Origin of the sequence: Mesorhizobium sp. Root554 (assembly GCF_001427025.1) — a bacterium.
In the GTDB taxonomy this organism is placed as follows: Bacteria; Pseudomonadota; Alphaproteobacteria; order Rhizobiales; family Rhizobiaceae; genus Mesorhizobium.
The window spans coordinates 2,248,099-2,268,246 of the sequence record NZ_LMGA01000001.1 but is presented as its reverse complement, the minus strand read 5'-3'; the positions used below and the strand labels follow the sequence as shown (position 1 = coordinate 2,268,246).

At 62.9% G+C, this 20,148-nt stretch carries 23 protein-coding genes; 15 read left to right on the top strand and 8 right to left on the bottom strand.

Annotated elements, in window-relative coordinates:
- Positions 1–101 precede the first annotated feature (101 nt).
- Entirely contained in the window at positions 102–1,091 is a 990-nt protein-coding gene (locus ASD44_RS11060; protein WP_056111681.1) for a BMP family ABC transporter substrate-binding protein, read from the top strand.
- A gap of 67 nt (positions 1,092–1,158) precedes the next feature.
- On the opposite strand, the gene ASD44_RS11055 is transcribed toward ASD44_RS11060, so the two are convergent.
- Both ASD44_RS11055 and ASD44_RS11050 read right to left on the bottom strand, forming a co-directional pair.
- Positions 1,159–1,917 carry an anti-sigma factor gene (locus ASD44_RS11055; RefSeq protein ID WP_056111678.1) on the bottom strand — a complete coding sequence of 253 codons (759 nt, stop codon included), beginning with the start codon at positions 1,915–1,917 and terminating at the stop codon, positions 1,159–1,161.
- On the bottom strand, positions 1,914–2,465 hold the full coding sequence (locus ASD44_RS11050) for a sigma-70 family RNA polymerase sigma factor (protein WP_056111675.1): 552 nt from the start codon (positions 2,463–2,465) through the stop codon (positions 1,914–1,916). The genes ASD44_RS11055 and ASD44_RS11050 overlap by 4 nt, the downstream gene beginning before the upstream one ends.
- A gap of 163 nt (positions 2,466–2,628) precedes the next feature.
- On the opposite strand from ASD44_RS11050, the gene ASD44_RS11045 reads away from it, so the two are divergent.
- A complete protein-coding gene (locus ASD44_RS11045) occupies positions 2,629–3,411 on the top strand; it encodes a DUF4394 domain-containing protein (protein ID WP_056111673.1) in 783 nt (260 codons plus the stop codon).
- Between the two features lie 89 nt (positions 3,412–3,500).
- Here the strand turns inward: ASD44_RS11045 and ASD44_RS11040 are convergent, their stop codons facing one another.
- Entirely contained in the window at positions 3,501–3,710 is a 210-nt protein-coding gene (locus tag ASD44_RS11040) for a SlyX family protein (protein WP_056111670.1), read from the bottom strand.
- Positions 3,711–3,907: 197 nt separating this feature from the next.
- On the opposite strand from ASD44_RS11040, the gene ASD44_RS11035 reads away from it, so the two are divergent.
- Genes ASD44_RS11035 through deoA form a run of 6 tightly spaced genes read left to right on the top strand, consistent with a single transcriptional unit; the run spans position 3,908 to position 10,084 of the window.
- A complete protein-coding gene (locus ASD44_RS11035) occupies positions 3,908–5,440 on the top strand; it encodes an ABC transporter ATP-binding protein (RefSeq protein WP_056111665.1) in 1,533 nt (510 codons plus the stop codon).
- Positions 5,437–6,576, top strand: a complete 1,140-nt coding sequence (locus tag ASD44_RS11030; RefSeq protein WP_056111662.1) for an ABC transporter permease — start codon at positions 5,437–5,439, stop codon at positions 6,574–6,576. The genes ASD44_RS11035 and ASD44_RS11030 overlap by 4 nt, the downstream gene beginning before the upstream one ends.
- A gap of 1 nt (position 6,577) precedes the next feature.
- Positions 6,578–7,549: an ABC transporter permease gene (locus ASD44_RS11025; RefSeq protein ID WP_056111659.1), complete on the top strand. Its 972-nt coding sequence runs from the start codon at positions 6,578–6,580 to the stop codon at positions 7,547–7,549.
- A gap of 3 nt (positions 7,550–7,552) precedes the next feature.
- Positions 7,553–7,945, top strand: coding sequence for a cytidine deaminase (gene cdd / locus ASD44_RS11020; protein ID WP_056111658.1), 393 nt, complete (start codon positions 7,553–7,555; stop codon positions 7,943–7,945).
- Positions 7,942–8,748 carry a purine-nucleoside phosphorylase gene (locus ASD44_RS11015; RefSeq protein WP_056111655.1) on the top strand — a complete coding sequence of 269 codons (807 nt, stop codon included), beginning with the start codon at positions 7,942–7,944 and terminating at the stop codon, positions 8,746–8,748. The genes cdd and ASD44_RS11015 overlap by 4 nt, the downstream gene beginning before the upstream one ends.
- Before the next feature lie 19 nt (positions 8,749–8,767).
- Positions 8,768–10,084: a thymidine phosphorylase gene (deoA, locus tag ASD44_RS11010; RefSeq protein WP_056111652.1), complete on the top strand. Its 1,317-nt coding sequence runs from the start codon at positions 8,768–8,770 to the stop codon at positions 10,082–10,084.
- 21 nt (positions 10,085–10,105) lie between these two features.
- Here deoA and ASD44_RS11005 read toward each other — a convergent pair whose 3' ends face one another.
- From ASD44_RS11005 to ASD44_RS10995, 3 genes are all read right to left on the bottom strand, one after another.
- Positions 10,106–10,669 (bottom strand): TIGR02281 family clan AA aspartic protease, encoded by a 564-nt coding sequence (locus ASD44_RS11005; protein WP_056111649.1) that lies wholly within the window; start codon positions 10,667–10,669, stop codon positions 10,106–10,108.
- Positions 10,670–10,788: 119 nt separating this feature from the next.
- Positions 10,789–11,418, bottom strand: a complete 630-nt coding sequence (gene upp, locus ASD44_RS11000; protein WP_056111647.1) for a uracil phosphoribosyltransferase — start codon at positions 11,416–11,418, stop codon at positions 10,789–10,791.
- 121 nt (positions 11,419–11,539) lie between these two features.
- Positions 11,540–12,514 carry an adenosine deaminase gene (locus tag ASD44_RS10995; RefSeq protein WP_056111644.1) on the bottom strand — a complete coding sequence of 325 codons (975 nt, stop codon included), beginning with the start codon at positions 12,512–12,514 and terminating at the stop codon, positions 11,540–11,542.
- 122 nt (positions 12,515–12,636) lie between these two features.
- Here ASD44_RS10995 and ubiE point away from each other — a divergent pair, with 122 nt between their 5' ends.
- Complete coding sequence (gene ubiE / locus ASD44_RS10990; RefSeq protein WP_056111639.1) at positions 12,637–13,413, top strand: bifunctional demethylmenaquinone methyltransferase/2-methoxy-6-polyprenyl-1,4-benzoquinol methylase UbiE; 777 nt, start codon at positions 12,637–12,639, stop codon at positions 13,411–13,413.
- A gap of 13 nt (positions 13,414–13,426) precedes the next feature.
- Positions 13,427–15,001, top strand: coding sequence for a 2-polyprenylphenol 6-hydroxylase (ubiB, locus tag ASD44_RS10985; protein ID WP_056111637.1), 1,575 nt, complete (start codon positions 13,427–13,429; stop codon positions 14,999–15,001).
- A 15-nt stretch (positions 15,002–15,016) separates the two neighbouring features.
- Here ubiB and ASD44_RS10980 read toward each other — a convergent pair whose 3' ends face one another.
- A complete protein-coding gene (locus tag ASD44_RS10980) occupies positions 15,017–15,907 on the bottom strand; it encodes a LysR family transcriptional regulator (protein WP_056111635.1) in 891 nt (296 codons plus the stop codon).
- Between the two features lie 457 nt (positions 15,908–16,364).
- Here ASD44_RS10980 and ASD44_RS10975 point away from each other — a divergent pair, with 457 nt between their 5' ends.
- The 5 genes from ASD44_RS10975 (at position 16,365) to ASD44_RS10955 (ending at position 19,613) form a co-directional block, all read left to right on the top strand.
- Positions 16,365–16,604 carry a hypothetical protein gene (locus tag ASD44_RS10975; RefSeq protein ID WP_056111632.1) on the top strand — a complete coding sequence of 80 codons (240 nt, stop codon included), beginning with the start codon at positions 16,365–16,367 and terminating at the stop codon, positions 16,602–16,604.
- A gap of 319 nt (positions 16,605–16,923) precedes the next feature.
- Positions 16,924–17,181 (top strand): hypothetical protein, encoded by a 258-nt coding sequence (locus ASD44_RS10970; protein ID WP_156459828.1) that lies wholly within the window; start codon positions 16,924–16,926, stop codon positions 17,179–17,181.
- Between the two features lie 358 nt (positions 17,182–17,539).
- A complete protein-coding gene (locus ASD44_RS10965) occupies positions 17,540–17,788 on the top strand; it encodes a hypothetical protein (protein WP_056111625.1) in 249 nt (82 codons plus the stop codon).
- Positions 17,789–17,954: 166 nt separating this feature from the next.
- On the top strand, positions 17,955–19,187 hold the full coding sequence (gene coaBC, locus ASD44_RS10960; RefSeq protein ID WP_056115930.1) for a bifunctional phosphopantothenoylcysteine decarboxylase/phosphopantothenate--cysteine ligase CoaBC: 1,233 nt from the start codon (positions 17,955–17,957) through the stop codon (positions 19,185–19,187).
- Positions 19,188–19,367: 180 nt separating this feature from the next.
- A complete protein-coding gene (locus ASD44_RS10955) occupies positions 19,368–19,613 on the top strand; it encodes a hypothetical protein (RefSeq protein WP_056111624.1) in 246 nt (81 codons plus the stop codon).
- A gap of 6 nt (positions 19,614–19,619) precedes the next feature.
- Here ASD44_RS10955 and ASD44_RS10950 read toward each other — a convergent pair whose 3' ends face one another.
- Positions 19,620–20,102, bottom strand: coding sequence for a DUF992 domain-containing protein (locus ASD44_RS10950; protein WP_056111621.1), 483 nt, complete (start codon positions 20,100–20,102; stop codon positions 19,620–19,622).
- Positions 20,103–20,148 lie beyond the last annotated feature (46 nt).

The following is a 20,148-nucleotide window of genomic DNA, read 5'->3' as shown; positions in this document are numbered from 1 at the left end:
CAAGCGGGAGGCCTATCTTTCCTGCCGGAACCCTGTGCGCCTGGCTTCAAACCGGCAGCGCGGGGCGCGAAAACGGAAACAACCGACAGGGTGTGGATCACATGAAACGTCTCGTTCTCGGCCTCCTGGCCGCAACCGCAATGGTCATGCCGGCCTTCGCCGCCGATATCCAGCCGGCGCTGCTCTACGATCTGGGCGGCAAGTTCGACAAATCGTTCAACGAAGCGGCCTATAACGGCGCCGAGAAATTCAAGACCGAAACCGGCATCTCCTATGTCGAGTTCGAGGTTTCCAACGCCTCGCAGCGCGAGCAGGCCTTGCGCCGCTTCGCCGAGGACGGCCGCAACCCGATCGTGATGGCCGGCTTCTCGTGGGTGGATTCGCTGAAGAAGGTGGCCGCCGAATATCCCGAGCTGAAGTTCGCCATTATCGACGATCAGGTCGACCTGCCGAATGTGCGGTCGCTTAAATTCAAGGAACAGGAAGGCTCCTACATCGTGGGCGTGCTGGCCGCGATGGCCTCCAAGTCGAAGAAGGTCGGCTTCGTCGGCGGCATGGACATTCCGCTGATCCGCAAGTTCGGCTGCGGCTATGTCGGCGGCGCCAAGTCCGCCGGGGCGACGGAGGTTATCCAGAACATGACCGGCGATACGCCGGCGGCCTGGAACGACCCGGCCAAGGGCGGTGAAATCGCCAAGACGCAGATGGACCAGGGCGCGGACGTCATCTATGCGGCGGCCGGTGGCACCGGGGTTGGCGTGCTGCAGGCTGCGGCGGATGGCGGCAAGCTCGGCATCGGCGTCGATTCCAACCAGAACGGCCTGCAGCCCGGCAAGGTGCTGACCTCGATGCTGAAGCGCGTCGACGTTGCCGTCTACACCACCTTCATGGACGCCAAGGACGACAAGTTCAGCGGCGGCCTCCAGGATCTCGGCCTCAAGGAAGGCGGTGTGGATTACGCCATGGACGACAACAACAAGGATCTCGTGACCGCCGACATGAAGGCAGCCGCCGAAAAGGCCAAGGCCGACATCATCGCCGGCACAGTCGAGGTGCATGATTATACGGCCGACAGTGCCTGCCCGTACTGAACTGCCTACGACTGATTTTAAATAAGGTTCGAGCCGCCGGGGCATTGTCCCGGCGGTTTTGCTTTGATCAGCTGCGCGCCGGCTGCCTGGCGAAACCCTTGACCAGAATCGGCCCGGTCGGCTTGCCGGTCGGTGATCCGGGCGATGGCTCCAGCGTGATCTCGTAGAGCTGTTCGGGTTTCGGCAGGGGCAGATGCGGGCCTTGCAGGCGCACTTCTGTCGCCTTGGCGCCGATGGTGCCGAGCGAGACCGGCCCGACAGCCTTGTCGTAAAGCGTCCAGACCTGCATGGTCTGGCCGGCCGGCACGGTGAATTCCTCGAGCGGGACGATGCGGACGCTGTCGTCGGCGAAAGCTTCGAAAATGGCGCCGGGCGTGTTGGCTGGCGTATCGAGCACCACCACGACCACTGGCTGGGGGTTCGTCACGGTGGCGAGCGCGCCGAAATAGCCGATCGCGCAGGCGGCGGCCAGCGAGGCGGCGATGGCGAAACCGCCACGTCCGCCGAGCGAATGGAGCCCAAAGCGCTTCGGTCTGGCGTTCGCCGCCACGCGCGGTTTCGAGGGCGAGGCGGGGGCGGTTTCGGCAGCCTGCATCTGCGGCAGACTGGCAATGCGTTCGGATACCTTTTGCCAGAGTTGGTCCGGAACGGGCTCGGGAGCTGTGGTCAGGTCGAGCTTGTGGAAGTGCTGCGCCGCCGTCAGCACCGCATCGCGAAAGGCGGCGTCGCGTTCCATGTCGTGTTCGGCCCGGTCGCGTTCCTCCTCGCTCATCAGACCCAGCACATAGTCGCCGGCGCGCGCCATTCTCTGCTCGTTGTCGGTCATGACAGGCACTCCTGCAGGGCGATCATGCCACGCCTGATCCAGGCCTTCACCGTCCCCACCGGCGCCTTGAGGTCGGCTGCGATTTCGCCATGGGTGAATCCGACCACATAGGCAAGCAGGATCGAGCGCCGCCGCGACGCATCCAATTGGCCAAGGCATTGCTTGAGAGCCTCGCGGTCCGGCAAGGCAGCGTAGGCGGCCTCGGCATCGGCGCTGCGTTCGCCAAAATGCTCCAGCATGTCGTCATCGACATAGTCGAGCCGGGCGCCGTCGCGCAGCATGTTGAGGGCGCGATTGCGCACGATGGTGGTCAGCCAGGCGCGCGCCGAGCCGCGTGCGCCATCATAGGTCGATGCCCGCTGCCATACCGCCACGAAAGCATCCTGGACAGCTTCCTCCGCCAGGTCGGACCGCCGCAGGATGCGCCGCGCAACGGCAATCAGCCTGCCGGCTTCGCGGGCGAAAAGCTCGCCCAGCGAAGCCCGGTCGCCCCTGGCCACGCGCACCAGCAGCGCTGTGCACAGATCGTCGTCGGAAGTCGCGTCCATCGTCCTCCCGGACCTTGCAGAGCAGGAAACCTCGATTGTCATACACACAAGGAACGCCGGCGGATGCAAGAGCGGAAATTTTTCTTCGGGCGCTGCATCCGCAATGTGTCCTCGCGGGTAAGGCAAGGGCAAGGCTCATCTTGCGGATACAAGGAGACCCGCCATGAACGTTCACAACAAAACCCTTTCCGCCTTTCTCATCGCGGGCGCCAGCCTGATGGCGATATCGGCCAATGCGGCGCCGGTCGTCGGCCTTACCGGAGAAAAGACGCTGGTGTGGTTCGACACCGAAAAGCCGGAAGTGACCAAAACCGTCGATGTGACAGGCGTCGACAGGCTGATTGGCATCGACATGCGGCCCGCCGACGGCAAGCTTTATGGCGTGGATGGCGACGGCACCATCGTTGCGATCGATGAAGCGGGCGCGGCGACGGCCGGCGGCAAGCTGACCAAGATGCTGCCCGACGGCGTTTCGGCAAGCGTCGATTTCAACCCGACGTCGGATCGGCTGCGCGTCATGGGTTCGGACGGCACCAATCTGCGCGCCAATCCCGATACCGGCGAGGTGACACAGGACGGCGCGCTGAACTTCGAGGCCGGCGACAAGGGCGCGGATTCCAAGCCGAACGTCGTCGCCACCGCCTATATCAACTCGCACGGCAAGCCGGAAAAGACCGCCATGTACGATATCGACGCGGCCGGCAATTTCCTCCAGCAGACGAAGCCCAATGACGGGACGCTCAAGACCATCGGCGCGCTCGGCGTGACATCGGATGCGTATGCCTTCGACGTCCATACGACGGCCGAGGGCGCCAACACGGGCTGGCTGGTGGCCTCGGGAGCGCTGTACAAGGTCAACCTGGAAACGGGTGGAGCCGAAAAGACCGGCGACATCACTGGCGCGTCGGGTGCCTTGCGCGACATCGCCGTGCTCAAGGCGATGTAACCAATTCGGGTCGGGACAGCTTGATGTTCCGAGCCTGAACCTGTCCGGTCCCGGTTTGCCGGGGCCGGACCTATGAGTGGCTGATGGAACTACCAGTGCGGCGGCTTGGTGATCGGCACATCCGGCGCGGCCTGCTCCTCCAGAACGAGAAACCGGTCCGTCAGCGCATCCAGCTTGCGCTGCATCCTTTCGATCACCTTCCACTGTTCGGCGATCTGCGCCGAAAGTTCCTCGATGGTCCGCTCCTGCTCGGCGGCGCGGATTTCCAGCGTGGTCAGCCGGTCTGTGGGCACTGTCATGCGAATGTTCCTATGTGGCTGCCCGACAACGCTCGAATGCATGTTCGCGCGGGGGCGGCAATTTTGCTCGTGCCGAAATTGACAAGCGGGCGGGGTTTTGTCGAGAGTGATAGAACCGGCAGGCCGTTGGCATGGCCAGCCGCGCCATGCTACGACTTTTGACCGGTCGATAAAAAAACAAAAGTGGGAACAGCCGTATGGCGGAAGCCGCAATCGAGCTGATCGGCATCAATAAGAGCTTCGGCGCCGTCCAGGCCAACCGCGACATCAATCTGGAGGTCGCCCGTGGCACGATCCACGGCATCGTCGGCGAGAACGGCGCCGGCAAGTCGACGCTGATGTCGATCCTCTACGGTTTCTACCAGGCCGACAGCGGCGAAATCCGCGTCAACGGCAAGCCGGCGACGATCAAGACCTCCAACGATGCCATCACGGCGGGCATCGGCATGGTGCATCAGCACTTCATGCTGGTCGACAATTTCACCGTGCTGGAAAATGTCATCCTCGGGGCCGAGAGCAACGCGCTGCTGAAATCCTCCATCGCCAAGGCACGGTCGGAACTGATCCGGCTGGAGCGTGAATATGGCCTGCAGGTCAACCCCGACGCGCTGATCGAGGAACTGCCGGTCGGCTTGCAGCAACGCGTCGAAATCCTCAAGGCGCTCTATCGGGGCGCCGAAATCCTGATCCTTGATGAGCCGACCGGCGTGCTGACGCCGGCGGAAGCCGACCATCTGTTCCGCATTCTCGGCCAGCTCAAGGAGCAGGGCAAAACCATCGTGCTGATCACGCACAAGCTGCGCGAGATCATGGCGATCACCGACAGCGTCTCGGTCATGCGGCAGGGCACGATCGTCGCCACGCGCGAGACGAAGAAGACCACGGTCGAGGAACTCGCCGAGCTGATGGTCGGACGCCGCGTGCTGCTGCGTGTGGAAAAGGACGCGATGCAGGCGGAAGGCGTCAAGCTTTCGGTGAAGAACCTGACGGTCAAGGATTTGCGCGGCGTGACGATGGTGGACGATGTCTCCTTCGACGTGCGCGCCGGCGAGATCGTCGGCATCGCTGGCGTCGCCGGCAACGGCCAGTCGGAACTTCTGGAAGCCATTTCCGGCATCCGCAAGGCCGTTTCCGGCAGTGTGACGCTGGACGGCAAGCCGATCGACCTGACGGGCGCGGCCGATCCCGGGGAATTGCGCGAGCGCGGACTCGCCCATGTGCCGGAGGACCGTCACCATGTCGGCCTGGTGCTCGCCTTCGAGGAAAACGAAAACTCCATCCTCGGCTATCAGGATGACGAGCAATATCTGAAAGGTCCGTTCCTCAACATCGACGCCATCCAGAAGGACGCCAGGGACAAGATCGAGAAATACGACATCAGGCCGGCGAACTGCCGGCTCAAGACCGCCAATTTCTCCGGCGGCAACCAGCAGAAGATCGTGCTGGCGCGCGAAATTGAGCAGGATCCCGGCGTGCTGATCGTCGGGCAGCCGACACGCGGCGTCGATGTCGGCGCCATCGAGTTCATCCACAAGCGGCTGATCGCCATGCGCGACGCCGGCAAGGCGGTGTTGCTGGTCTCGGTCGAACTGGACGAGATCCGCTCGCTGTCCGACCGCATCCTCGTCATGTTCGCCGGCCGCATCGTCGGCGAACGTGGTTCCGATACGACGGAAGGCGAGCTTGGCCTGCTCATGGCCGGTGTCGAGCACAAGGAGGCGGCCGAATGAGCACGCCCTATGCCAAGCTGCCGGGCTGGGCCGATTATGGCCTGATACCCCTGATCAATCTGCTGGTTGCTTTCGTCGTGGCCGGCTTCGTCGTGCTGCTGGTCGGCGAAAACCCGTTCCGCGCCGCCGTCATCCTGGTCGAGGGCGCGTTCGGACGCGGGCAGGGCATCGCCTTCACATTGTTCTACGCCACGACCTTCATCTTCACGGGACTGTCGGTCGCGGTGGCGGTGCATTGCGGCCTGTTCAACATCGGCACCGAGGGTCAGGCCTATATCGGGGGCTTGGGCGTCGCGGTCGTCTGTCTCGTATTCGACAGCGTGACGCCGTGGTGGATAACCTTTCCCATAGCCATTGTCGCATCCGCGGTCATGGGCGCGCTGTGGGCGCTGATCCCGGCTTATCTTCAAGCCAAGCGCGGCTCGCACATCGTCATCACCACGATCATGTTCAATTTTATTGCCGCATCGACAATGGTCTTTTTCCTTGTCGGCGCGCTGAAGCCAGCCGGCTCGCAAGCGCCGCAAACGCGCAACTTCCTCGAAGGCGGGCAGTTGCCGAAACTCAACTGGATCATCGAACTGTTCGGAGCGAAAATTCGTTCAGCGCCGTTCAATGTCAGTTTCCTGCTGGCCCTGCTGATGGCCTGGCTGGTCTGGCTGCTGATCTGGCGCACCAAGCTGGGCTACGAGATGCGCACCTATGGCCACAGCCCAAAGGCAGCGAAATATGCCGGTATTTCGGAAACCCGCATCATCATCATTGCCATGATGATCTCCGGCGCGCTGGCCGGCATGATGGCCCTCAACCCGACCATGGGCGACCAGCACAATGTCGCCATCGATTTCGTCAGCGGCGCCGGCTATGTCGGCATCGCCGTTGCCCTGATGGGCCGTTCCCACCCGGTGGGAATTGTATTGGCGGCCATTTTGTTCGGCGCGCTGTATCAGGGCGGCGCCGAATTGGCCTTCGAGATGCCGGCGATCAGCCGCGACATGATCGTCATCATTCAGGGTCTCGTCATCCTGTTCGCGGGGGCGCTCGAACACATGTTCAGGCCATACATCCAGGTGCTGTTCGCGTCCGTCAGTCCGAAATCCATGGGCATGGCTGCGGCCAAGGGCGGGGGAGGCTGAGATGGATTTCTTCAACATCGTCATCCAGACGCTGGATTCGACCATCCGCCTTTCCGTGCCGCTGCTGCTGGCCTGCCTTGCCGGCCTCTATTCGGAGCGGGCGGGCGTTTTCGACATTGGCCTTGAAGGCAAGATGCTGGTCGGAGCATTCGCCGGAGCGGCTGCCGCCTCGGTGTTTCACTCGGCATTTATCGGCCTCGGCATGGCGATCCTGATTTCCGTGGCCTTCGCGCTCGTCCATGGCTTCGCCTCGATCACCCATCGCGGCAACCAGATCGTGTCGGGCGTGGCGATCAATTTCATCGCGGCGGGGTCCACGGTCATTCTCGGCCAGGCCTGGTTCAGCCAAGGCGGCCGGACGCCGGCGCTGGCGCCCAATGAACGGTTCGAGGCCATCATTTTTCCCGGTGCCAATGCGTTGCGCGGCGTGCCGATCGTCGGCCCGATCTATGCCGAGTTGATCTCGGGCCACTCGGTGCTGGTCTATCTTGCCTTCCTCGCGGTCCCCTTCACCTGGTGGGTGCTGTTCCGCACCCGCTTCGGCTTGCGGCTGCGCGCTGTCGGCGAAAATCCGGCGGCGGTGGATACGGCGGGCATTTCGGTTGCCTGGCTACGTTACCGCGCACTCATCTGCACCGGAATCCTGACCGGTCTTGCAGGCGCCTATCTGTCGATGGTGCAGAATGGCGGCTTCGTGAAGGACATGACCGCCGGCAAGGGCTATATCGCGCTGGCGGCGCTGATCTTCGCCAAGTGGAAGCCCGTCAACGCCATGTTCGCCTGCCTGCTGTTCGGCTTCCTCGACGCGCTGGCAATTCGGCTGCAAGGCACGCCGCTGCCGCTGATCGGCCGGGTGCCGGTACAGTTCATGCAGGCGCTGCCCTATGTGCTGACCGTCGTGCTGCTCGCCGGCTTCATAGGAAAGGCGATCCCGCCACGCGCCGGCGGCGTACCGTATGTGAAGGAGCGGTGAGCCATGTCGCATGACCTCTTCCTTGCCGCGCAGACCGCCATGGCCAAGGCCTATGCGCCGTACTCCAAATTCCCGGTCGGGGCGGCGTTGCGTACGGAGGATGGGCGCGTCTTCGCCGGGGCGAACATCGAGGTGGCGTCCTATCCGGAAGGCTGGTGCGCCGAGACGACGGCGCTCGGCCACTACATCATGGGCGGTGGGGGCAGGATCACCGAAATCGCGGTGATCGCCGAGCGCATGGCCAGATGCACGCCCTGCGGTGGCTGCCGCCAGCGGTTGGCGGAATTCACGCAACCCGATACCAAGCTCTATCTCTGCGACGAGACCGGTGTAGTGGAAACGGTGACGATGGGCGACATCCTACCCTACGGGTTCAGGGGCGATATCCTCAAATGAAAGCCGCCGTCGATCATCTCGTCGAAAGGCTGGACGGGCTGGCGCCATCCACGGCGCTGGTGCTGGGCTCGGGGCTCGGCGGGCTGGTCGACGAGGTGGAGGGCGCGGTGCGCATCCCCTATGCCGATCTTCCCGGCTTTCCACGCAGCGGCGTCACCGGCCATGCCGGCGAGGTGGTCGCGGGGCGTTTCGCCGGCAGACCGGTGCTGATGCTGGCAGGACGCGCGCATTACTACGAAGAAGGCAACGCCGCCGTCATGCGCCCGGCCATCGAGACGCTGGCCGGCATCGGCGTCTCCCGGCTGCTCTTGACCAACGCCGCCGGTTCGGTCGACCCCGAAATGCTGCCCGGTTCGGTGATGCTCGTCACCGACCACATCAACTTTTCCGGTTCCAATCCGCTGTTCGGCGAACCGACGGACCGCCGCTTCGTCGGGCTGACCGAGGCTTATGACGTGGGCATGCGTTCGGCGCTGGAGCGGGCGGCGCAGGCGACCGGCATAGAACTGCACAAGGGCGTCTATATGTGGTTTTCCGGCCCTTCCTTCGAGACGCCGGCGGAGATCCGCATGGCGCGCGCCTTCGGCGCACATGCGGTGGGCATGTCGACGGTGCCCGAGGTGATCCTGGCACGATTCTTCGGCCTGCGCGTCGCCGCCTGTTCCGTCATCACCAACCTCGCCGCCGGCATGACGGGGGCCGAGTTGTCGCACCAGGAAACCAAGGATATGGCGCCCATCGGCGGCGGCCGGCTGGCGACGATCCTGAAGAAGGTGTTCCAGGATGGGTTGTTCGATGCGTGAGGGGGAGGGATAGTTGCCCATGCTCCCCCAGGAGATCATCCGCCACAAGCGCGACGGCCATAAACTTTCAGCCGAGGAGATCGGTGCGTTCATTTCCGGCGTGACGGACAAAAGCGTGTCGGACGGTCAGGTCGCCGCCTTCGCCATGGCGGTCTTTTTCAGCGGCATGGGCCGGGACGAGGCGGTTGCGCTGACCATGGCGATGCGCGATTCCGGCGATGTGCTCGACTGGTCGGACCTGCCGGGTCCCGTCACCGACAAGCATTCCACCGGCGGCGTCGGCGACAATGTCTCGCTGATGCTGGCGCCCATCGTTGCTGCCTGCGGCGCCTATGTGCCGATGATCTCGGGCCGTGGCCTCGGCCACACGGGCGGCACGCTGGACAAGATGGATGCCATTCCCGGTTATGTCAGCCAGCCCGACATCGGCCTGCTCCGCAAGGCGGTGGTGGAGACGGGCGCGGCGATCATCGGCCAGACCGGCGATCTCGCGCCTGCCGACAAGCGGCTCTACTCGATCCGCGATGTTACCGCCACGGTGGAATCGGTGCCGCTGATCACCGCGTCGATCCTGTCGAAGAAACTGGCCGCCGGGCTGCAATCGCTGGTGCTGGACGTGAAGGTCGGCAATGGCGCGTTCATGGAAAGGTCGCGCGACGCCACCGCTCTCGCCGCCAGCCTGGTCGAGGTGGCGAACGGCGCTGGCCTGAAGACAACGGCGCTGATCACCGGCATGAACGAGCCGCTGGCCTCCGCAGCCGGCAATGCCGTCGAGGTGCTGAACGCCGTCGACTGCCTCGCCGGCCGCAGCCGCGACCGGCGGCTGGAGCAGGTGACGTTGGCACTCGCGGCCGAGATGCTGCAATCAGCGGGAATAGCGGCCTCCAACAAGGCAGGGCTTGAGCGGGCGGGCGAGGCGCTGTCGAGCGGGCGGGCGGCGGCGGCCTTCGGCCGCATGGTCTCGGCTCTCGGAGGTCCGGCGGGCCTGGTGGAGCGGCCGCATGATTTTTTGCCGAAGGCGCCTATCGAACATGCGGTCAAAGCCGAAGAGAACGGCTTCGTTCTCGGGATTGCCACGCGGGAGATCGGGCTGGCGGTGGTGACGCTGGGCGGCGGGCGCAGGCGCAATGAGGACGTGATCGATCATGCGGTCGGCATCACGCGGCTCCTGCCGGTCGGCGCGGAGGTCCGGACCGGCGAGGCGCTGGCGCTGATCCACGCCCGCAACGAGACGGACGCTGAGGCGGCCGCGGCGGCGGTGCGGTCTGCCTATACGGTTGGGCCGCAGCGACCAGCTTCTGAGAAGGCGATCATCCGGCGCATCCTGCCGCGTTGATTGCCGTTGCGATGACGCGGCTTACTGCGCCAGCAGCAGGGCGCCGTCCTGGACCTGATATTTGTCGAGGCGCTTCAGGAAGCTCATGCCGATCAGATTGGTGCGCAGCGCCTTGTCCTCGATGACGACGGCCTGCACATCCTCGAGGGTTATCTTGCCCAGTTGAATGCTGTCGATGGTCACCACCGCCACCTTCACCTGCCCATTGGCGGTGCTGACTTCGTGATTGTAATCGCCCGAGCTCAACGAAATGCCGACCTTGCGGGCTGTCGAAGCGGTGAGGGCGACGACCGTGGCGCCGGTATCGACCATGGCGTCGACCGGGCGGCCATTGACCTTGAAAGTCGTAACGAAATGTCCCTGATTATCAGCTGCGACGAGGACCTTTCGTCCGAGCGGCTGGGATGTTTCCGGCTCGGAGACGGCGGTCGCGATCGTCATCGGCGCTTCGGCCGTCATGTCCTTCGATTTGTCGAGCGCAAACCGCATGACGTGCTCGAAGGCTTCGGGGTGCGATTGAAGAAGGATCGGCAGCGATGCCGAACACCCGACGATCACGCCCGCGATGAGGAGCTTCTGCAACATGGATGCCTCTTTCAAGGACATCGATAGCGCCGCGATGGTATTTTCCGTCTTAACGCCTGCGCCGATGGCCGGTCGGCTTGAGGAAACCGCGCTTTTGCGTAAACAGCCGGTAAACGACGCTATTTTGTCCCATACATGCGGTCGCCGGCATCGCCGAGACCCGGCATGATATAGCCCTTGTCGTTCAGTTCGCGGTCGATGGAGGCGGTGTAGACCGGTACGTCCGGATGAGCGCTGGTGAAGCGCTCGATGCCTTCGGGTGAGGCCAGCAGGCACAGGAAGCGGATGTTGGTGGCGCCGCGCGCCTTCAGCTTGTCGATCGCCGCGATGGCCGAGTTGGCGGTCGCCAGCATCGGGTCGACGACGATGATGAGACGGTCGGCGAGATCGCTCGGCGCCTTGAAGAAATATTCGATGGCTTCCAGCGTATCGTGATCGCGATAAAGCCCGATATGGGCGACGCGCGCTGCCGGAACCAGATCGAGCAGGCCCTCCAGCAGCCCGTTGCCGGCGCGCAGCACCGAGGCGAAGACCAGCTTCTTGCCCTCCAGCACGGGCGCATCCATCGTTTCCAGCGGCGTCTCGATGCGTGTCGTCGTCAGTTCGAGGTTGCGGGTGACCTCATAGCCGAGCAGCAGCGAGATTTCGCGCAGCAGCCGCCGGAAGCCGGCGGTCGACGTATCCTTGTTGCGCATGATCGACAGCTTGTGCTGGACAAGCGGATGGTCGACGACGGTGACGCCCTTCATGATGGTTCTCCGGCAACAAACGAATGCTTTCGTGAATAGTGAATGACGGCGCGTTTGGCGAGTCCCGCGCCATCGCAGGGCACGCACGTCCACAGCGGACAAGACGTCGCCGTTAGGGCGTTTAGCGCCTTTTGCCGTCCAGTTTCGCCAGCAGCGCCGCTTTTGTCTTCCTGTCCACGAACGCTGCCTCGATGGCCGTGCGGGTGACGCCGAGCAGGGCTTTTTCGTTCATGCCGAAATGCGTCGAGGCGATTTCGTATTCGCGTTTCAGCGAGGTCCAGAAATAGGGCGGATCGTCCGAATTGAGCGTGACCTTGCAGCCGGCCGCCTTCAAGGCTGGAAAAGGGTGGCTGTCGAAATCGGGAAAGACCTGGAGCGCCACGTTCGAGCCGGGGCAGCATTCCAGCACGATACCCTCCTCGGCGATGCGCTTGACCAGATCGGGGTTTTCGATGGCGCGCACGCCATGGCCGATGCGGGAGGGGCGAATGTGGTCGAGCGCGGCCGCCACGCTCTCCCAGCCGGTCAGTTCGCCAGCGTGGATGGTGATGCCGAGGCCCGCCTCGCGGGCGATCTCGAAGGCGCGGACATAATCCTCGAAATCGCCGATGCGCTCGTCGCCCGCCACGCCGAAGCCAGTCACCAGCGGGTGATTGCAGCGTGCGGCGAAGCGCGCCGCCTGCTCAACCGGCTCGACCCCGAAATGGCGGACGCCGGTGACGATCATGCGGCCCTCGATGCCGGTCTTGGCCTTGGCGCGCGCCATGCCTTCGCCGAGCGCGTCGGTGTAGGCCTTGGGCGAGAGGCCGGCCTTCTTCGCATGGTCCGGCGAGGTGAAGACCTCTGAGTAGATGGCGCCATCGCGGGCGAGACTGGTCAGATAGTGCTCGGCCAGCAGCGCATAGTCCTCTTCGGTGCGAAACAGGTCCGAGGAGAAATCGTAGGCCGCAAGGAATGTGCTGAAATCGTCCCAGACGAAGGAGCCATCGCGTATATAGGGGGAGGTGTCCTTGCCATATTTGCGCGCTTGCCGGATGACGAGGTCGGGCGCCGCTGCCCCTTCGATGTGGCAGTGCAGTTCGGCTTTCAAAGGCATCGCTTCCCCGTTTCCGCGGTTGGCAAGCGCGGCTGAACACCGCGCCCAAGAGATGGTCTAAACAATAGCGCCCGCATCCCTGATCGGCTATGGTCGCGCCGATTTTGTGACGGATCACATTTATGTCAGGCTCAAGAACGACAGCCGCCGGAGGCATGGAAACCTCCTATGGCTTCCAGAAGGTCGAGGCCGGCGAAAAGCAGCCGCTGGTCAACGAAGTGTTCCACAAGGTCGCCAAGCGCTACGACCTGATGAACGACCTGATGTCGGCCGGCCTCCACCGTTTGTGGAAGGACGCCATGGTGGCCTGGCTGCATCCGCCGAAGCGTCCCGGCTGGAGGGTGCTGGACGTTGCCGGCGGAACCGGCGACATCGCCTTCCGCATCGTGGAGGCGAGCGGCCGCAACGCCGCTGCCACCGTGCTGGACATCAATGGGTCGATGCTGACGGTCGGGCGCGACCGGGCCGAAAAATACGATTTGCTGGGCAATGTCGATTTCGTCGAGGCCAATGCCGAGGAACTCCCGTTTCCCGACAATTCGTTCGACGCGTATACGATCGCTTTCGGCATCCGCAACGTGCCACGCATCGAAGTGGCGTTGGCCGAGGCCTACCGGGTTTTGAAAGTCGGCGGCCGCTTCCTGTGCCTGGAATTCTCCGAGGTGGACATGCCGCTGCTCGACAAGGCGTATGAAGCGTGGTCGTTCAACGCCATTCCGCGCATAGGCCGGATGGTGACGGGCGACGGCGAGCCCTACGCCTACCTGGTCGAATCGATCCGCAAGTTTCCCAACCAGAAGAACTTCGCCGACATGATCGGGCGCGCCGGTTTCGACCGCGTCACCTTCCGCAATTATTCCGGCGGCATCGCAGCGCTCCACTCGGGCTGGAAGCTTTGAGGAAAGGCTCCGCATGAGCGCGCTCGGCGCGGGGTTCCGGCTCGTTCGGGCCGGCTGGGTGCTGGTGCGCGAGGGCGTCGTGGTCGCCATTCCGGGCGACCAGCTTTCCGGCCTGCCGAAGTTCGGTTGGCGGGTTGCCCGGCTCCTGACCAAGCGGCGGGCGCTCAGGCACGGGCGCACCGACCGGCTGGCGCAGGCGGTGGCCAGGCTTGGGCCTTCCTATGTCAAGCTCGGGCAGTTCCTGGCGACGCGGCCCGACGTCGTCGGCAATGACATTGCCGTCGATCTCGCCATGCTGCAGGACAAGATGCAGACCTTTCCCAAGGAAGCGGCGGTGGCCGAGATCGAGGCCTCGCTCGGGCGGCCGATAGACGATCTTTACGTCAATTTCGGTGAGGCGGTCGCCGCCGCATCGATCGCGCAGGTGCACGTGGCCGAGGCGGCTTATGCCGGTTTAGCCAGACAGGTTGCCGTCAAGGTCATCCGGCCCGGCGTGCGACGGCGCTTCCAGCATGACCTTGAAAGTTACTTCCTCGCCGCGCGGCTGCAGGAAAAATACGTTCCGTCGACGCGCCGCCTGCGCCCCGTCCAGGTGACGGAGACGCTGGCCCAGACCACCAAGGTGGAAATGGACCTGCGGCTGGAGGGCGCCGCGCTGTCCGAAATCGGTGAGAACACCAGGGACGATCCGGGTTTCCGTGTTCCGTCCGTCGACTGGGAGCGCACCGGCCGCGACGTGCTGACCATGGAGTGGATCGACGGCATCAAGATGAACGATGTCGCGGCGCTGGCGGCGGCCGGCCACGATCTGAAGGCGATCGCGGCCAACCTGATCCAGTCGTTCCTGCGTCACACGCTGCGCGACGGCTTCTTCCATGCCGATATGCATCCGGGGAACATGTTCGTCGAGGCAGACGGCACCATTGTCGCAGTCGATCTCGGCATTGCCGGGCGGCTCGGCAAGAAGGAGCGGCGCTTCCTGGCCGAAATCCTCTACGGCTTCATCACTCGTGATTATATGCGGGTCGCCGAGGTGCATTTCGAGGCCGGTTATGTGCCGCACAAGCACGACGTGGCCGCCTTCGCGCAGGCGATCCGCGCCATCGGCGAGCCGATCCACGGCCAGCCGGCGGAGACGATCTCCATGGCCAGACTGCTGACGCTGCTGTTCGAAGTGACCGAGATCTTCGACATGGAGACGCGGCCGGAACTCGTGCTGTTACAGAAAACGATGGTGGTCGTCGAAGGGGTGGCGCGCACGCTCGACCCGGCCTTCAACATGTGGAAGACAGCCGAACCGGTGGTGGGCGACTGGATACGCGGCAACCTCGGCCCGCGCGCGGTGCTGACCGATATGCGCGACGGCGTGGGCGCACTGGTTTCGCTGGCAAGGCAGGCGCCTGACCTGGCGCAACGCACCGAACGACTGTCGCGCGAGATCGACACCATGGCCGAACGCGGGCTGCGTTTCGACGAGGCCACGGCGCGGGCGATCGGCAAGGCGGAGGCGCGTTATTCGCGCTCGGGCCGGGTAGCGCTGTGGGCGATCGCGCTGGCGCTGATCTATATCGCCTGGAAGCTGTCCTGAGATTCAGCCTCTGGATCAGACCTTAGCCGTCAGTTCCGGCCCCGGCGCGAAATATTCCAGCAGGATGTTGGTCAGCGCCTTGATCTTGCGTGGCGGCTGAGATCCCGGCAGCCGGACCACATAGAGTCCCGCGTCAGGGGTCGGATAGTCGGCAAGGACCTGCACCAGGGCGCCCGAGGCGATCAGCGGCGTGGTCAGGAAATCCGGCAACATGGCGATGCCGAGCCCCTCGAGCGCCGCCGACAGCAGGGCCTGACCGTGGTTGGCCTTGAAGCGGCCGGTGGGGTGGATGATCAGGACCTCGCCCTTGACGTTGAAGCGCCAGGAATCCGCCCCCGTCGTAAGGGCCTCGTGATCGACAAGGTCGGCGGGCGTGGCTGGCATCCCATGCTGCGCCAGATAGGCCGGGCTGGCGACCACCTTGGCATGAAGCGGGGCAATGCGGCGGGCGACGAGGCTGGAATCCTCCAGATAGCCCGCCCGTATAGCGACGTCGAATCCGTCGCTGACGAGATCGACCATGTGATCGGTATACGAGGTCTGCACTTCCAGGCGGGGATAACGGCGCGCAAGATCGGCCATGACCGGCGCGAGATGGGTGACGCCGGAGAGCGGCGCGGCGACCCGCAGGCGGCCCCAGATTTCGTCGGTCGGAGATATGGCGTCGAAGGCGGCCTGGACTTCTGTGACCACACGGGCGGCATGTTCGCGCAAAGTGGCGCCTGCTTCCGTCAATGCGGCGCCGCGCGTGTTGCGGGCGAGAAGCTGCACGCCGAGGGTTTTTTCCAGACGCATGAGCCGACGGCTGACAATCGATTTTGCCAGCCCCATTCTCTGGGCGGCGCGAGTCAACCCTCCCGCATCAGCAACCTCCACAAAGGTCTGAAGGTCTTCAAAGCCAACCATGCTGAATTTTCCGCGTTTGGGCGATTGCGAAGCGCCGGAAGCGCTTCGCTCGAATATGGGGTCCTATGTCTTTTTTACAATGAAATCGACACACAATGGCGGGAGCAGAAATCGCGGGTTCGAAAGATCATTTTATTCCAACACCTTATGTAGTCCTGGGTATAAATTTAGGAGGGTTCCAACCCGTAGGCGTCGGCAAAAAGTGCATAGCCGGCGTGGGTGAGATGGTTTGGATTCTTATTGCGCTGCCATTTGCGATGCGGCGGCTGTTCCGTATTTTGCGACACAGAAACACAGAATTCGACACTACCGGCGACCTGCAGCGACGCCTACCTGCGCTCCACAGGTGAACGAAGGAGACCCTGACGGACGACTGGAATTCCTCCCATGAGATCAGTCGGTCGCCGTGTTGATAAGTCCTTCGAATGCCTGTTTTTGGAGAGATAGGAACCACGTCATGAAGAAGTTTGCTATTGCTATTGCTGCTATTGCCGCATTGACCGGCGCGTCGTCCGCTTGGGCGGCCACGCTCGGCGCCCCGCTTTTGGCGGGCCAGGAAAATGCGACCGTTGAACCGGTCAGCGACTCCTATACCAGCCAGCTTGCCACCAAGTCGGTTCGCCGCGATGCATGGATGGGCAACCAGTCGGGTACGGTCGGTCAGGATCAGAACTCGCCGTTTCAGCACCAGGACTAAGTCGCTCACGCGACTGTGATGATGAGGGCGGGGCCAAACCCCGCCCTTTTTAGTTTTACGCCGCCTTGTTGTTGGAACATTTGAAACTCCAGCTCGTTTGGTCCCGTATACAGGTTGTTCCACTTCAAACAGATCAACGAAATCGAGATCAATAAAATCGAAGTGGTGCCGGAACGATCGAGCCAATTGGTAAATCCTGAAAAGATTAATTCAGGATTTTAATGAGTTTGATAAGGCAAATTCTTGCCTAACATTTTAACTCTAGAGCCAAGCTCCTTCACGGTCAGTCAATTTTGTATTCAACAACAGGATGAAGAAAATGAAAAAGTTTGTTTTTGCTATCGCCGGTCTTGTCGCTCTGAGTGGCGCGGCCTATGCCGAATCATCGAATGTCATCGGTGAGCCGACCTTGGCGGGTCAGCGCGTCGAGCAGGCTACGGTTCCGGTCGATACGCTGCGCATCAGCTCGATCAACCAGGGCTCCTACATGGGTGGCGGCTACATGGACAACACCATGGGCCAGGCCGATGGCGGCATGTACCAGAGTGAAGCTGGCCCCTTGAAGAGCCAAAACTGAGCCGAACGACGGCTTTACAAAAAAGGGCGGGAGCTTCGGCTCCTGCCCTTTTTCTTTGTTCTGTATCCAACGGCTTGTTCCCCGGACATGCCGGTCTCCGCTCGATCTTTGAACCGGATATTTGTGTCGTTCGCCCGCCGGCAAAGGCCTTCCGCATCGTTCCACTTTTGGCAACGGACTGTCACAAAAACCGACACTGGTAATATGAGGCAGGCCTCACCATCTCTGTCCAGTGAGACGAACGAAAGAAACTGACAGACCCAGCGGCAGCCACGAATTCTCCCAAGACATCAATGGTTTACCGATTAGGCCGCTTTCCCCGCTCACAGGGTTTTTGTATCAACATAGGACGAATAAAATGAAAAAGTTTGCTCTTGCCATCGCTGCGCTTGTTGCGCTGAACGGCGTTGCTTTTGCCGCCGGTGAATCTTCCAACGTTCTGGGCGCGCCGACGCTTGCCGGCCAGAAGGTCAACCAGGCTGAGGCCGGTATCGACAAGCTCCAGACCAACTCGGTCCGCCGCGATCTCTATATCGACCACAACCGCGTTGTCGGCACCGGCGTCCAGTCGCAGCAGGAAGCCAATCCCTTCTACAATCAGGACTAAGCTTCCTGAAAAGGGACTGATCCATTAAGGCGGGAGCTTCGGCTCCCGCCTTAATTTTTGCTCTTAACCCCAGATTGTTTCCAAGCTTTTCAAGGGCTTCGATTTCCTCCATACCGTAAGCGGCCGGCTTGTCGGCTTGAACGCTTCGCACAGGATCGATCGCAGCATGGCGCTTTCGGACAAACGCATCCTGCTCATCATCGGTGGCGGCATCGCCGCCTACAAGGCGCTGGATCTGATCCGGCGGCTGCGCGAGCGGGGTGCTTCGGTGCGCTGCGTCATGACCAGGGCGGCGAAGGAATTCATCACTCCGCTGTCCGTCGGCGCGCTGAGCGCGGATCACGTCTTTACCGATCTTTTCGACCGTCAGGACGAGCAGGATATCGGCCATATCAGGCTGGCGCGAGAGGCCGACATCATTGTCGTCGCGCCCGCAACCGCAGACTTGATGGCGAAGCTGGCCAGCGGCCTCGCCAACGATCTGGCATCGGCCGTGCTGCTCGCGACTGACAGGCCCGTGCTGATGGCGCCGGCGATGAATCCAAAGATGTGGTCGCACCCGGCGACGCGGCGCAATCATTCCGTGCTGAAGGGCGACGGTGTTCACTTCATCGGGCCTGCCAAGGGCGAAATGGCCGAAAGCGGTGAGGCGGGCGAGGGCCGCATGGCCGAACCGCTGGAGATCGTCGCGGCAGCGGAGGGCCTGCTGCAAGACGGGCCCAAGCCGCTCGCCGGCACAAAGATCGTCGTCACCTCCGGGCCGACGCACGAACCGATCGATCCGGTCCGCTATATCGCCAACCGTTCATCAGGCCGGCAGGGCCACGCGATCGCGGCGGCGCTTGCCCGGCTGGGCGCCGATGTGCGGCTGGTCTCGGGGCCTGTCGCAATCGCCGATCCGTCCGGCGTTAAAACGATCCATGTCGAGCGCGCGCAGGAGATGCTGGAGGCCGTCGAAGCGCAGCTGCCGGCCGACGCGGCCGTTTTCGTCGCGGCGGTCGCCGACTGGCGCGCCGCCAGTTCGGCAGGGGAGAAGATCAAGAAGGTGCATGGTGAAGGGCCGGCGCCGCTGCAGATGGTCGAAAACCCGGATATCCTGGCTACTGTGGGCCATCATGCGAAGCGGCCCCGTCTGGTCATCGGCTTCGCAGCCGAAACGCAGAATGTGCAGAAGAACGCCGAGGCCAAGCTCAGGAAGAAGGGCGCCGACCTGATCGTTGCCAACGATGTCTCGCATGACAGCGGGATCGGTACGGGGGGCGTCATGGGCGGCGATCGCAACCGGGTGCGGATCGTCTCGAAGGCCGGTGTCGAAGAATGGCCGGAAATGAGCAAGGACGAGGTCGCGGCGCGCCTTGCGGCGCTTGTCGCTGAAAGGCTGAAGACCATCACCGTGTAAGGCACCCGGGCTCGGCGTGTTCAGCGAGACAGGCAGGCGCGGCACTGGCCGGGAGACGTCCGTGCTCCATTTCTGTTTGAGGTTGGCGGAACAATCGGCCGTCGTCGTGGTGCGATGGGCATGTGTTTGCCACGTTCTCGGGTCACAAGAACCGGAACGGTTTCGGATCAGGAGATCACAATGCGAAAATTTGTCCTTGCGGCCGCCGCGCTTCTCGCGCTTACCGGCACGTCGTTCGCCGCCGGGGAAGAAGCCATTCACCTCGGCGACAAGACGATCGCCGGCCAAAAGGCCTATGGCGAGCCGAACTACGACCGTCCCGGATTATTCGACGTTCTGCGCAACGGTATCTTCAAGGGCAATCCGGAGCCTGTTCGCAATTCCAGCAACGACCCGTCGGACCGAAAGATCATCGACCAGCAGTAAAGCCGTTCAGTTGGACGTGCTGCGGAGCTGAAACTGGCTGACGCCGATCGCGAGATTGAAGCCGGTCTGAGTCTGGACGCTGAGCGGCTGCAAGGTGAAGGCCTGATTGAAGCCGCCGACCAGAAGGTTCGCTCCAGCGCCGACCGCGGCGGTGATTTCGGCGCTGGCGCCGACATAGTCTCCAGCCAATGCACCGGGCGCATAGATATTTTCAATCGGCGCCAACACGATCCATTGCATGACAGTCTGTTTCGTCTGGCCGATATCCAGTCCGTATTTGTTGACGGCGCCGAAATAGGCCTCCGGCGCGAAGGTCGTGTTTGCCGGCGTGAAGGTGCAGGAAAGGTCCTTGCTGGAGCCGAAGATAAATCCGGTGCCGCCGCCTATGGCGCAGTCGAGTACGCCCAGTTCCAGCCCGCCATCCTGGGCTTGCGCAGAATCGAGGGCCAATACGGCGCAAAGGCCGATGGCTAGAAATGCTGCGCGCATCTGGATGTCGCCCTCCCTGACGGTTGCAAATGCTAGAGGAATTTTA